The organism is Thalassotalea sp. PS06, assembly GCF_007197775.1.
In the GTDB taxonomy this organism is placed as follows: Bacteria; Pseudomonadota; Gammaproteobacteria; order Enterobacterales; family Alteromonadaceae; genus Thalassotalea_A.
In genome coordinates, this window is the sequence record NZ_CP041638.1 from 2,812,832 (window position 1) to 2,825,802 (window position 12,971).

General features: G+C 44.1%; 10 protein-coding genes. 6 read left to right on the forward strand and 4 right to left on the reverse strand.

The genetic code is table 11. The features are described from left to right. Positions 1–92: 92 nt before the first annotated feature. The 3 genes from FNC98_RS12465 (at position 93) to FNC98_RS12475 (ending at position 4,741) form a co-directional block, all read left to right on the forward strand. A complete protein-coding gene (locus FNC98_RS12465; RefSeq protein ID WP_143581547.1) occupies positions 93–2,549 on the forward strand; it encodes a M1 family metallopeptidase in 2,457 nt (818 codons plus the stop codon). A gap of 2 nt (positions 2,550–2,551) precedes the next feature. Then, positions 2,552–3,082 (forward strand): DUF6702 family protein, encoded by a 531-nt coding sequence (locus tag FNC98_RS12470; protein ID WP_260680355.1) that lies wholly within the window; start codon positions 2,552–2,554, stop codon positions 3,080–3,082. Positions 3,083–3,571: 489 nt separating this feature from the next. Further along, complete coding sequence (locus FNC98_RS12475; protein ID WP_143581548.1) at positions 3,572–4,741, forward strand: hypothetical protein; 1,170 nt, start codon at positions 3,572–3,574, stop codon at positions 4,739–4,741. A 712-nt stretch (positions 4,742–5,453) separates the two neighbouring features. Here FNC98_RS12475 and FNC98_RS12480 read toward each other — a convergent pair. Next, positions 5,454–6,338: a MipA/OmpV family protein gene (locus FNC98_RS12480; protein ID WP_143581549.1), complete on the reverse strand. Its 885-nt coding sequence runs from the start codon at positions 6,336–6,338 to the stop codon at positions 5,454–5,456. A gap of 432 nt (positions 6,339–6,770) precedes the next feature. Between FNC98_RS12480 and FNC98_RS12485 the strand changes: the two genes are divergently transcribed. Then, on the forward strand, positions 6,771–9,095 hold the full coding sequence (locus tag FNC98_RS12485) for an FdhF/YdeP family oxidoreductase (RefSeq protein ID WP_409574557.1): 2,325 nt from the start codon (positions 6,771–6,773) through the stop codon (positions 9,093–9,095). Here the strand turns inward: FNC98_RS12485 and FNC98_RS12490 are convergent. Then, a complete protein-coding gene (locus FNC98_RS12490) occupies positions 9,090–9,554 on the reverse strand; it encodes a nuclear transport factor 2 family protein (RefSeq protein ID WP_143581550.1) in 465 nt (154 codons plus the stop codon). The genes FNC98_RS12485 and FNC98_RS12490 overlap by 6 nt on opposite strands. Positions 9,555–9,693: 139 nt before the next feature. On the opposite strand from FNC98_RS12490, the gene FNC98_RS12495 reads away from it, so the two are divergent. Further along, on the forward strand, positions 9,694–10,470 hold the full coding sequence (locus FNC98_RS12495) for an MBL fold metallo-hydrolase (RefSeq protein ID WP_313904105.1): 777 nt from the start codon (positions 9,694–9,696) through the stop codon (positions 10,468–10,470). A gap of 28 nt (positions 10,471–10,498) precedes the next feature. On the opposite strand, the gene FNC98_RS12500 is transcribed toward FNC98_RS12495, so the two are convergent. Next, positions 10,499–10,867, reverse strand: coding sequence for a DUF2750 domain-containing protein (locus FNC98_RS12500; RefSeq protein ID WP_143581551.1), 369 nt, complete (start codon positions 10,865–10,867; stop codon positions 10,499–10,501). A 287-nt stretch (positions 10,868–11,154) separates the two neighbouring features. On the opposite strand from FNC98_RS12500, the gene FNC98_RS12505 reads away from it, so the two are divergent. After that, positions 11,155–11,850, forward strand: coding sequence for a PEP-CTERM sorting domain-containing protein (locus FNC98_RS12505; RefSeq protein WP_143581552.1), 696 nt, complete (start codon positions 11,155–11,157; stop codon positions 11,848–11,850). A 77-nt stretch (positions 11,851–11,927) separates the two neighbouring features. On the opposite strand, the gene FNC98_RS12510 is transcribed toward FNC98_RS12505, so the two are convergent. Further along, positions 11,928–12,569 (reverse strand): YitT family protein, encoded by a 642-nt coding sequence (locus tag FNC98_RS12510; RefSeq protein WP_143581553.1) that lies wholly within the window; start codon positions 12,567–12,569, stop codon positions 11,928–11,930. Between the last annotated feature and the right edge of the window lie 402 nt (positions 12,570–12,971).

Sequence of the window (12,971 nt, forward strand, 5' to 3'; positions counted from 1 at the left end):
GCTGTCACGCTCCCATTCTTATAACAAAATCAAAGAGTATTTCGCCGCCAGGTGAAGCACCCATTAATCTAACTATACATTCTGGAAGGCTCATGAATATTAAAGCTTTAATATCAGCCAGTTGGCTTGCTTTGATGCTATCGACTTCGGTACAGGCATCAGCAGTTAAGCAAACTAAAGGTGATTTTGAAGATAAGTTTCGCCAGTTAGAAGAAATTCTTCCGACTCCTAATGATTATCGAAATGCCGCCGGTGAACCGGGTAAAGAATATTGGCAACAACAAGTGGACTACAAAATTAACGTCCAGCTTGATGAAAACCAGCGTCGTTTAACGGCAAAGCAAACGATTGTTTATCACAATAACTCTCCTTACAAATTAAAGTATTTATGGCTGCAACTTGAGCAAAACCGATTCAAGCCAGATTCAGTTGCCGAGCGTACCGTTGAATTTGGTGGCTTAGGCCGCCGCGGTCCAAGCACTTCCTTGGCAAAAGACGGTAATCCAGCACAAATTAGCTTGGGCGAGCTGCGTCGTCAGCAATATTATGACGACAATGAAATTGGTTACGATATCACTAACGTTACTGACGAAGATGGCAAGCCATTAAAGATCACCATCACCGGTGCTCAGGCGCGCATTGATTTACCTAAGCCACTTAAAAGCGGTGAAAAGTACGAGTTTAGCTTAAACTTTGCTTTCAATATTCTTGAAGAAAACGCCGTTTCTGCCCGTGCTGGTTATGAACACTTCCCGGATGATGCCCGCGAAGGCGGTAACGACATCTTCCTTCTGGCCCAATGGTTCCCACGTATGTCAGCGTTTTCTGATTATGAAGCCTGGCACAACAAAGAGTTTTTAGGTCGTGGTGAATTTACCCTTGAATTCGGTAACTATGACGTAAAAATGACGGTACCTGCGGACCATATCGTGGCTTCTACCGGGGTATTACAGAATCCGAAAAAAGTATTAACCAAGACTCAGCGCCAACGCTTAGAGCAAGCGAAAACGGCAAAACGTCCAGTATTTGTTGTTACCGCTGAAGAAGCGTTAGAAAACGAGAAAGAAGGCACCAATAAAAGCAAAACCTGGCACTTTAAAGCCAAAAACGTGCGTGACTTTGCCTGGGCCTCTTCCCGTAAGTTCATGTGGGACGCAAAAGGTTATGAGCAAGGTGGCGACGTAATGCCACATGTTATGGCGATGTCTTACTTCCCGAAAGAAGGTGGCGATTTATGGAAGAAGTACTCTACGGAATCGGTGATCCACGCCATGGAAGTTTACTCTCGTTACACGTTTGATTACCCGTACCCTACATCGATTTCTGTAAACGGTCCTGTTGGCGGTATGGAATATCCAATGATCACCTTCAATGGCCCACGGACTAAGTGGCAGGAAGATGGTTCTCGTACCTACACCCTGGCAGAAAAGCGTTTCCTTATCGGCGTCGTTATCCATGAAGTGGGTCATAACTACTTCCCAATGATTGTAAATTCTGACGAGCGTCAGTGGACCTGGATGGATGAAGGCCTGAACAGTTTCCTTGATGGTGTTGCTGGCCGTGAATGGGATCCAGATATTCCTTGGGGTGTTGAGCCTCGTGATATCGTCGGTTACATGAAGTCCGACGTTCAGGTTCCGGTAATGACTCAGTCTGATAGCGTATTGCGTTTAGGTCCAAATGCTTACACTAAGCCTGCTGCTGCATTAAACATTCTTCGCGAAGTCATTATGGGTCGCGAACTGTTTGATTTCGCCCTAAAAGAGTACGCGGTTCGCTGGAAAAACAAACGTCCTACGCCATCTGATTTCTTCCGTACCATGGAAGAAGCTTCAGGTATGGACTTAGACTGGTTCTGGCACGGTTGGTTCTACACCACAGATCACGTTGATATCGCTGTCGACAGTGTTTACAAACTGCGTTTAGATACCAAAAACCCGGACATCGACTTTGACCGTCGTCGCCAGGAAGAAGCAGAAAAGCCAAGCTCATACTTTGTTGAGCGTAACAAAGCCGAAGGCAAAAAGCTTTGGGTTGAATTAAACCCGGATATCAGCGATTACTACGACGAAAATGATATCTATACCGTGACCAACAAAGAGCGTAATGCCTATAACAAGTTTATGGCCGAACTTAAGCCTTGGGAACGCAAAGCATTAGAGCGCGCCGTTAAAGAAGACAAGAATTACTACGTGATTCGCTTCTCAAACTTAGGTGGTTTGGTAATGCCGATTCTATTAGAAATGACCTATGTTGATGGCAGCAAGGAAATGATGCATATCCCTGCGGAAATCTGGCGTCGTTCTCCAAAGAAAGTAGCGAAACTTATCGTTACCGAGAAAGGTAAAGAAATCGAGTCAATCACCGTCGATCCGAACTGGGAAACGGCCGATGTGAACAATCACAACAACCACTACCCACGTAAGATCATCGATTCACGTGTCGAAGCCTTTAAGAAGAAATCGACGCCTAAAGGTGTTACCCGTGACATCATGCACGACTCAAAAACTGAGTTAAAAGACGTTAAAGAAAAGCCGTACAAGAAGTAATGATGAACACTTTGAACTGGCTAAAACTAAGGAGCGCCTTCGGGCGTTTCTTGGTGGTATTTGCCGTTTTAACCGCGGGCTCAAATGCCCTTGCCCATCAGCAAAAGGAAGCCTACACCACGGTATTATTTAATGACCGTAGTGGTAATCTGGAAGTTTCCCATCGCTTTTATATCCATGATACGGAACATGCTCTGGCGCACCTGTTCAAGGGTAAAGCCGATATCATTTCCGATACTAGCACCCAACAGAAATTTGCCGATTACATTCAATCAAAATTTCGGTTGTTAAATCAGGACAAGCAATTGCTTGAGCTTGGCAGTGTTGGCTATGAAGTGGAAGGAAAGTTCTTCTGGGTTTATCAGGAAATTCCTCAGCCTGAAGATTTACAGGCGTTATATATCCAGATGCAGGCTCTACAGGAAGTCTGGCCGGCGCAAATCAATCAGGTTAATGTTGAGCGTAATGGCAAAACCAAAGCGGTACGCATTAACAAAGATGATGAATGGTTGAAATTACCAGTCAATTTCTAACGAAATTGACTTAGATGGCAGTGCACAGAATTCAGTGAGCAGAAAGGCTTTTCGTTTATCTGAACTCTGTACTCTGCAATCTTTGCACTCAATCTGTTCATTTTTTCTCCCTTCTCGTTTCTTATTTCATTTTCTTCTTGCACCGAAAATTTCTACAGGTATTATCCCGCGTCCTGAACTAATATCTAGACGATACCAATTACGATTGGAGTCTGCCCATTCAGCAAGGATTTAAAACGGCTCAGGCAAGGCTTTCGAAAGCAGGAATAGTCATCTATTTCAATTTCGAATAACGCAGCATGCGGCTTTTTAAAACTCGCCCTACGGGAATGCCCGAGAGCCATTTCTCCTTCGTTGTCGCTATTTGAAATGGAATCACCATTCCTAAATATCGACGCCTCGGGTAAAAGTCTCGGCTGGCATTCTGAATAGCGCTTACACCAAACGCAATTGGTATAATATATCTCGACGTTGGAGCCCTTAATTTTCATGAGACAGTTGCTTTCTTCTCCGGTAAAAATGCCCCTCTCAGGTATTGAAAATCAGATTTACCAAAACGCGTTAAAATACATATCCGAAATCAGCCTGAATTTGATGGCAGTCAAAGTCGAAAATCGTCCGCAGGACTTTCTCGACTGGTGCATCGAGCTAAATCAACTTTGCGAGCACGGCGTTAATCGAAACTTACTCGATGAGCATCAATTCAGGCCATTAAAGAAACTTCAGGAAATCCTGCAACAGGCCATTTCTTTCGGTCAGTTAAAAATGACACGGGTGACGCCATGGCCAATGTTTGCAGGTTTTATTGAGCAAAGTTCCGAGCTTCAAAGCTTAGAAGAACGTTTACGCCTGCTCGCCTATATCGAGCAGTTAAACAGCCAAAATCTTGCCGATATGAACGAAGCCGATCGTCTCGCTTATGCCGGCAAACACACCAGTGCTCACAGTCCTGAGCAATATGATTTTGATGTTGAGTGGTTTGCCAGCACGAAAGCGGCAAAAACCTTCCATCGTTTATTGGCTGAGTATCCGAGCTTGTTTGATCAGGCACTGGCCCATATACCATTAGAAGGTGATATAACGATCGCCGACTACAATGGCTTTGTCAGTGCTTATCAAAGAATCTTTAACGAGCATGGTGAGGGCGATAAAGCGCCGCTTGCTCCAGCGACAAGATTGCTGGCAATGCGCCGTCCAGATCAGTTCGTAGCGCTTACCAATAGCAAAATGGACTCCTATTCCCAGGCATTTGCTATCAGCAAGCTTAACAATCAGGGGTTTGATACCTACTGGCACGAATTGATTGCCAGTATTCGCGTCAGTCCTTGGTTTTCTCAGCCTTTAGCACAAGGAGAAAATGAAGAGCGACTGGTGAAATACCGTGCACTTTTCCTCGATTTATTTTTGTTTGCCAAAGAAGATCAGGCGGAGCAATCCAATTATCTGCGGATGAAAAATAAGCCGAAAAAAGCAGCATCAATCCCAAGGGCGATGAAACGTAGTAAAGAGTCAGCGGCACAAATCGTCGATAAAGCCATCGAAGCCGAAGGTATGCCGGAATATCTGGTTAACAACCGCAGTTCTATCATTAGTAGCGTTGAGCAAGGCAAAAGCGTGACGCAGGTGATTGGTTTGATGAAGACGATCTTTGGGGAATAGGCAGGATCTTCATTCCCCAAGGGTGACGATGTTTGGAGATTAATTGAGAGAATTGTTTAAACATCAATTCTCTTGCCAAACCACCAAACGGTGACATTCGAAATAGGATATTTCGAAATGGTTATGTCCATGGATGGACGGTATGCCGAAAATGCACTAATACATGGATGTATGTAGTTAGAATAACGCAGGAGCAGTTATCGAGGAGCAATTTTCGGTGACAGTGAAAAATAATATATTTTTCACGCTGACAGACGAAGCAAAAAACGCTTCGTCAGCTGACAACAATAAGCCTCGTCATTTCCTGCTACGACAGGAAATCCCGACTTACTAAACAGCGAGATCCCGGCCTTCGCCGGGATGGCGTTGGAAAGTGGCGCTTCGCTGTCACCCAAAAACCGTAAGCGAAGCAGGTTTTATCCACCCCGTTAGCTGTCACCTAAAAACCGTAAGCGGCGCAGGTTTTATCCACCCCGTTAGCTGTCACCTAAAAACCGTAAGCGGCGCAGGTTTTATCCACCGCGTTAGCTGTCACCCAAAAACCGTAAGCGCAGCAGGTTTTATCCACCGACGCTAGTCTGTCACCCAAAAACCGTAAGCGCAGCAGGTTTTATCCACCGACGTCAGTCTGTCACCTAAAAACCGTAAGCACAGCAGGTTTTATCCACCGACGTCAGTCTGTCACCTTCTAACAGTAACGTTGCCGGCAACGTTACTTAACCTTTTGCTCACTCACTAATAAGCGCCACTTCACCCCAAGCCCTAAACCATAGGTCAGGGATTTTTGATAAAGCGGGCTATCTTCACTCGCACTGCCGCTCCACATACCAAGGCGGGCGCCGGCGAAAAAGGTTAAATCATCGTCGTATTCGTACTTTATCGACATCGCGAATTTGCTCCCCAGATATCCAGAACTCGCATCATAAGCGGGCCGATCATCGGTAACGAACTCAGGAGCAACCTGATAAAAATAATCGTGAGTTTTCTCACTGGCAAATAATGTTGCAGCACTTAGATATAAGGTTAAATCCGGATAGCCGAAATCTTCCGATTCCCAGGAGATTTCCGGCTCAAATACATAACCGCGGTGGTCAATATGGTCAACGCCACCAAAATCGGTAGAAAAAACGCTTCGCAATTGCAGGTTTAACCACATTTCCGAGTCGTCAGAATCACCAGGATCATCCAGGCGAAAACTTACTTCCGGCCCTACTTCAAACAGGAAGTCGAGATCTGGCATTCCAGAACGTACCGCACTATCACTAGAGCTTGAATTGAACGCCCCTGCTAAAGATAAATCTACCTTAATTCGCTCTTTCTCAACCGCCACTGCTCGCACGATGGCATCATCGCCAACACGCAGATATTCCCCACGATAAATAAAAAATGGCACAGGCAAAATTTTGTGTTGGGAATCGGCAGAAGCGGGATACAAAGCATTGCTGAAATAGGCACCAAACATCCCAGCTTCCCATACCGGATCGCCTGGTTTCGGTGGATTGCTTAACGGTCCGCCCTGCTTTTTGGCGACACTATAAAAAGGTGCTGTCGCGACAATAAAGGCAAATAAAAGAAGGATAACAATGGTATTTTTCACTACAGTTCCTGGTTGTTATTTTAAAGTTTGGGCATTTGCCAACGGCCATTAAAAGGTATTCATTTAGGGCATCATATCGCAAATCGGCAATATGTATCAGTAGTACAAAGTACCGTTTATCAACTTGCTTCTCAATTAGCATGAAAGCGAAGCTTTGATCTTGCTTGCCAATAAAAAGTAAAACCCACTGATTAACAAGCAAATAAAAACAATCATTGACCAATATTGCTATTAATTAAACTCTCTACATCAATAATTAATAACGAAACCAAAACGAAACCTTCACAAAACCCAGTAGCGATTAAAGGCGCTGTCACTCATGATAATCCGCGATATTCATAATCTGCTAGCCTTCAACTGGTTGCGAAGACTGGTTGTGAATACGGTATCAGTAGCGGAATCATGATAGGATAAAGGACACCTTAAATTAATATGTTCATTCCTGTCATGAGCGATACTGATAAACATCAAAAACCTAATAAAGCCGGTGGCCTGCCATCGCTGGCGTCGACCGTTAAACATGTTTTCAGAAGTGAACAGTTAAGGGCCAACTTATACAACCTTAAACGTGCCAATCAGGATAAAGGCTTTGATTGTCCGGGCTGTGCCTGGGGCGATAAAAAACAAGGCTTAATCCAGTTTTGTGAAAATGGTGCGAAAGCCATCGCCTGGGAATCCACCGCTAAGACCATCGACCGAGCTTTTTTCAGCGAACACAGCGTTAGCTACCTGCAAAAACAAAGTGATTTTTGGCTGGAGTATCAGGGGCGCCTGGCCGAACCTCTGGTTTATGATTCAAAAACGGATAAATACCAACCCATTAGCTGGGATGATGCCACCTCATTGATTGCCGATTCATTAAATAACCTCGATAGCCCAAAACAACTGGAGCTATATACCTCGGGTCGAGCCAGTAACGAAGCCGCATACCTGTATCAACTATTTGGGCGGTTATTTGGCACTAACAACTTCCCGGATTGCTCCAACATGTGCCACGAAGCCAGTGGTATCGCTCTTAATAAAAGTATTGGTATCGGCAAAGGTACCGTTACCCTCGATGATTTTGAGCAGGCAGATGTCATTTTTGTTTTTGGCCAAAATCCCGGTTCCAATCACCCGAGAATGATGAATGCCCTGCGCAGCGCTGCGCGAAAGGGATGCAAAATCGTCAGCTTTAATAATCTCAAAGAAGTGGCTTTAGAACGTTTTGCCAGCCCGCAGGACCCAATAGAGCTATTAACACCAAAAGCGACGCAAATCTCCCACGCCTATTTCACCCCCAAACTCGGTGGTGATATGGCTGCCATCCGTGGCATGGTGAAATACATTTTAGAGCAAGAACAAGCAAATCAGGAACAGCATAAGCCGAGTATTGTTGACCAAGACTTTATTGCACAACACACCAATAATATTGATGATTATATCGCACAAGTTAACGAAACCAGCTGGGAAAAAATCTATCAGCAATCTGGCTTAGAGCAGGCGGACATCGAACAAGCGGCGAATATTTTGCTTAGCGGCAAACGGGTAATCTGTACCTGGGCCATGGGATTAACTCAGCATAAGCATTCGGTAGCGACCATTCGCGAACTGGCGAATCTGCAATTGCTAACCGGAAATATTGGCAAACCCGGTGCTGGCCTGTGTCCGGTTAGGGGGCATTCGAACGTACAAGGAAATCGTACGGTCGGTATTAATGAAAAACCGACCGCCGCCTTTATCGATGGCTTAAACCAACACTTTAAAACCGATTTCAACAAAACGCCCGGTAACAATACCGTAAAAGCATTAAAAGCACTTAACCGTGGTGAAAGTAAGATTTTAATATGCCTGGGCGGCAATATTGCTGCAGCGGCTCCAGATACCGCTTTTACCTTGCAAGCGCTGGAAAAAGCCGAACTTAGCGTACAAATCAGTACCAAACTGAATCGCTCACACGTGCACCCGGGAAAACAGGCGTTGATTTTACCCTGTCTTGGCAGAACCGAAATCGATCAGCAATTAACTGGCGAACAGGCGATTACCGTGGAAGACACGTTTTCCATGGTTCACGCCTCGCTGGGGAAAATTCCTCCCGCATCTTCAATGTTAAAATCGGAAACAGCCATTGTTTGCGCCATTGCTGAGAAAACGTTGGGTAATGCCACTGTCGATTGGTCAGCATTGGTAAAAAATTATGACCTTATCCGAAATTTAATTGAGCAAACCATACCCGGCTTTAAAGATTTCAACGCGAAAATAGAGCAACCCGGCGGGTTTTACCTCGGCAACAGTGCTCGGGAACGTAACTGGAACACGGTTTCAGGTAAGGCGGAATTCAGTGCAGAAGCCTTACCACAGCATCTAATTCAGGAACAGATGACGTTGCAGAGCGAAACCAAGCAACAACTGTTTACCTTACAAAGCCTTCGTTCTCACGATCAGTACAACACCACGATTTACGGCTATGACGATCGCTACCGTGGCATTAGTAACAATCGCAAGGTCTTGTTTATTAATGAAAGAGACGCAAAGCATTTAACGCTTAAAGACCAACAATTGGTTGATATCACTTCTGTCTGGGAGAACAACCAGACTCGCACTGTCGAAGGCTTTACCCTGTGCTTTTACGATATTCCTAAAGGAAATCTGGCAGCATATTACCCTGAGACCAATCCGCTCGTAGCCATCGACAGTTATGGTGATGAATCTTTTACCCCGACCTCTAAATCCGTGCCGGTATTTTTGACTCCAACCAAAAACAACAGGATTTTATAATCCCGATTTATGGGCCTCGATAATGGCCTGACGATCACCCTGCTCTGAATCAAAATGCAGGGTAAGTTCATATATTTGCCAATGCGGGTTTGCAGAATTGCGATGTAATTTAAAATGATAACGACCACAAAGTTGCCAGAAATGCGATCCCAGAAAATGTGAAGCGATTATGTCAGCTTCTGCACTCGCCCTATCCTCGTTAATGGTTACCCGCACTTTGCTCAAATGATGCCAAGTCAGTTCAAAGCCAGGCAGGAACTCAGCCCATTGGTCAATTAACTGCTGACGCGACAGGTTTTGTACTTCGCCACCAAAGGTGGAGGTGTAATCCAACCTCACTTGCTCACTAAAAATCTCTCCTAAAAGAGAAAATTCGCGATTATCTGCATAGTTAGCAAAACTAAACAGGCGTTGTTTGATAGCAATATCATCTACATTTGGAGTCAGAATCGTTTGCATGCCAAACCTTGAGAAACATAACCAGATGTCTAAAAGACTAGCCAAACTTAGATAAATTCCCAGCGCAACCCTTTGAGAATATTCTCGCTTAGAAAAAGATCTATAAAAAACCTGCTAAATAAGGCAAAATTCGGGAAACGTGGTTATAACTTCCCATTTCTTAATTTTAATGAAGATCCATCAGATTAACGGTTACATCCAGAATATTTTTCTTATCGAATACGACCACGGATTATTTTTACTCGACGGTTGTGCAAAAGCCGATGTCGAAACCGTTGCAGAATTCGTTACCAAGAAACTCAAGCGCCCGATAACCGATCTTAAATTGGTGGTTGTCACCCACATGCACCCGGATCATGCCGGTGGTGCTCACAAATTTCGACGACTGTTTAATTGTAAAATTGTAAGCGCCAACGTGCCGGGCCATTGGTATCAGGGCTGGGATGGTATATTGATGCACTGGACCGATCTTGCGTTGACCCAATGGGTGGCTAAACGTCGCCAACAACCGAGAAAATCGGTGTACTATCCGCGAAAGTTAAAGGCGGACATATTGTTAGATGATGGTGATAGGATCCCAGGTTTTGAAGCTTGGCAGGTATTAAATACTCAGGGGCATACCGACAGGGACTTATCTCTTTATAATGAGAGTGTCGGCAAAATCTACATCGCCGACTTGTTAGTTCGGGTCAAAGGTAAATTAGTCCCACCCTTCCCGGTATTTTATCCGCGTCGTTACCGCGAATCTATAGAACGCCTAAGAGCAATGAAGGACGTCGACGTTCTTATGGCACACGGCCCGCAAACCCGTATTTGTGAAGATGAATTTACTACGATTCTCAAAATAGCGCCAAAGGTTCCGATGACCCACTGGCGCTCTACCAAGGCAAAATTTAAAAAGGCGTTTTTTAGCTAAAGAATTCGCTGTTAACTAGCCTTCGCCGTCAAATAAAGCTCGCCGCAAATTCTGTAGGCGATTCAACAAAGGCCTCTCCTTGTAGGTTTGGTTGGCAGGCAAGATAAAACCCATCATTTGCCATGCCAGGAAGCCATTTTTCGGTAAATACTGACAATTGAATTTCCAGAGGCTGAAACTCCTGATGTTCCTGAGCCCCCCAATATGCTGCAAGCTGCTCGTGGGAAAATAACAATAGGCATTGTTCTTCGCCGGTATCAATTAATAAACAGCCGCTATCATTGGCTAATGTCCAAACACTTTGCTGTTGCTTGATGTTTTTCAGCAGATGGTCAAAACGCACCTGATCACTCATGCTATCAATTGCGGCTATTTGTTTTTCAGTTAACTCAGACATCTGTTAACGACTCCTGTTATCTATGTTGCTGAGGATCATAGCAAATAACTAACAACTGCGACCAGTTCAAACCCAATCTCTTTGGATAATTAGCCGATGTCGAAATTACCCTGTCAGCATTATTAACACCGACGTCGACCAAGAGGGCATAAAAACCTCTAAACATTTGTTTTTAATATCTTTTTTACATCAGGCACAATTTATGCTTTGAAACTAATGCTTAGAGTACAAAGCAAGGAATTCGGGTAACCGAAAACGTTAAATAACAAAAACTGAAAGGAAAGAAAATGAAAAATTTTTCTTTAAAATCTGCGATTTATTTGGTCGCAACCCTATTTACTTTCACCCTTCTATTCGCAACTCCAGCTAAAGCGTCACCTATCAAGACTGTAGAGTTGTTTGTCGCAGGCGAAAATGACTGCTCCGGCTACTTCAATACCGGAAGAGGTTTTTCTAGCTGTCAGATTTTTGCATCTGATCAACCTCAAATGTTTATCTCGCCGGTAATCGCGAAGTTCAAAGGTGATCTATCAGGATTTGAGGATGTTAACAAATTCTACACCAGCGTGGTTAGCGCCAGTGATTGGGAGTTTTCTGATGGGGTGAGTGATAATGTTACAGGCACCTGGAGTTACAATCCTACTGATCCACAAGCGCCTGCTGTTCGCTTCTGGTCCGCAAAAGCCGGTGGTAAAGGTAACAGCGGTGGTGGTTTTATTCTGTTCTGGAATGTCACCATGGACGATTACAACAGTTATTGTGCCAACGATGCCGATACTTATGATTGTATGAGTCGTGCCTTAGTAACATCTACAGGTTCATGGACAACACCAGCTGACAAAGAGCTATCTCACATCACCTTTTACAATGGCAGACGCCCTGATGGTGAAGAACCGCCTCAAGAAGTACCTGAGAGCACCTCATTGGTGTTGATGGGTCTGGGTTTAGTTAGCTTACTGCTTGGTAGAAGAAAAAAAGCATAACGATTAATGCTCACTATGCTAAATACGCAAAAAAGCCAGTAACGTATCGCTACTGGCTTTTTTATTGTCAGGAATGATTAAGTTATCTGGTAGCGCCCTGGCTTGTGATTCAATGTCAGCATCAGATTAACCGCAACCGCACCGACAACCGATAGTAAAATCAGGTCAATGGGCATAATAAAAAACGCGGTCACTAAAATAGAAAAATCCACACCCATTTGGAATTTACCCGCACGGATCCCGTAACGTTCCTGCAAAAATACCGCCATGATACCGATACCACCAACGCTTGAACGATGGCGGAAAAACGCGAGTACGCCCATTGCAATTAAAAACCCACCCATAATCGACGCAAACAATGGATCGATAGATGTAAGTTCAACAAACAAATGTAAGTAATCTGAAAGAAAAGATACCAAGGCGACGGAGAAGAAGCTATTAATGGTAAATCTCGGTCCCATTTTCATCCACGCAAGGGCATAAAACGGCAAGTTAATTACGAAAAAGGACATACCAAAGCTAAGTGGTGACACTTTCGAAAGAATTAACGCCATACCAGCTGCACCGCCGGTAATAATGCCGACTTTTTCAAACAAAAGTACGCCCATCGCAATTAACAAGCCACCACAGGCATAGGCAAGAAAGTCTTCGATAAGAGAGTGATTTTTTTTCGGTGCAGGAGAATTATCAATCTCACCATCACGGGTTAATGCGGTCATAGATTCTGGTAAAGGTTAGAAAAAACGCGCGAATTATACGGATTGTTAACCCTACAGGAAAGTTTTTAGAGTAATTATTCTTAACTAAATTACATAAAATTACACAATATGGAAAATAATGTTTACTTTTAAGCCAAAACACTTAAGAAGCTGAATGTTTTTTGTAATTTTTCAATCAAAATAGACTCTTTTAAGGGGCTGATAAATCATACCAAACAAGAATTAATTGGTACGCTGATAAATCAGCTTCGGGTACACCGAAAATAAATTTCGGTTTCGGGTACGTCAAAATGGGATTTTGACTTCGGGTACGGGCAGAAAACGCCCTTCGAGGAAAAGCGCTTTTACCCGGAATAAATCTCTGTTAACGGTACGCTGATAAATCAGCTTCGGGTACGGGCA

Excerpts from the sequence above, each read along its gene's own strand:
- FNC98_RS12465 (WP_143581547.1), top strand. The coding sequence starts at position 93 with ATGAATATTAAAGCTTTAATATCAGCCAGTTGGCTTGCTTTGATGCTA.
- FNC98_RS12470 (WP_260680355.1), top strand. The coding sequence starts at position 2,552 with ATGAACACTTTGAACTGGCTAAAACTAAGGAGCGCCTTCGGGCGTTTC.
- FNC98_RS12475 (WP_143581548.1), top strand. The coding sequence starts at position 3,572 with ATGAGACAGTTGCTTTCTTCTCCGGTAAAAATGCCCCTCTCAGGTATT.
- FNC98_RS12485 (WP_409574557.1), top strand. The coding sequence starts at position 6,771 with ATGTTCATTCCTGTCATGAGCGATACTGATAAACATCAAAAACCTAAT.
- FNC98_RS12490 (WP_143581550.1), bottom strand. The coding sequence starts at position 9,554 with ATGCAAACGATTCTGACTCCAAATGTAGATGATATTGCTATCAAACAA.
- FNC98_RS12500 (WP_143581551.1), bottom strand. The coding sequence starts at position 10,867 with ATGTCTGAGTTAACTGAAAAACAAATAGCCGCAATTGATAGCATGAGT.
- FNC98_RS12505 (WP_143581552.1), top strand. The coding sequence starts at position 11,155 with ATGAAAAATTTTTCTTTAAAATCTGCGATTTATTTGGTCGCAACCCTA.
- FNC98_RS12510 (WP_143581553.1), bottom strand. The coding sequence starts at position 12,569 with ATGACCGCATTAACCCGTGATGGTGAGATTGATAATTCTCCTGCACCG.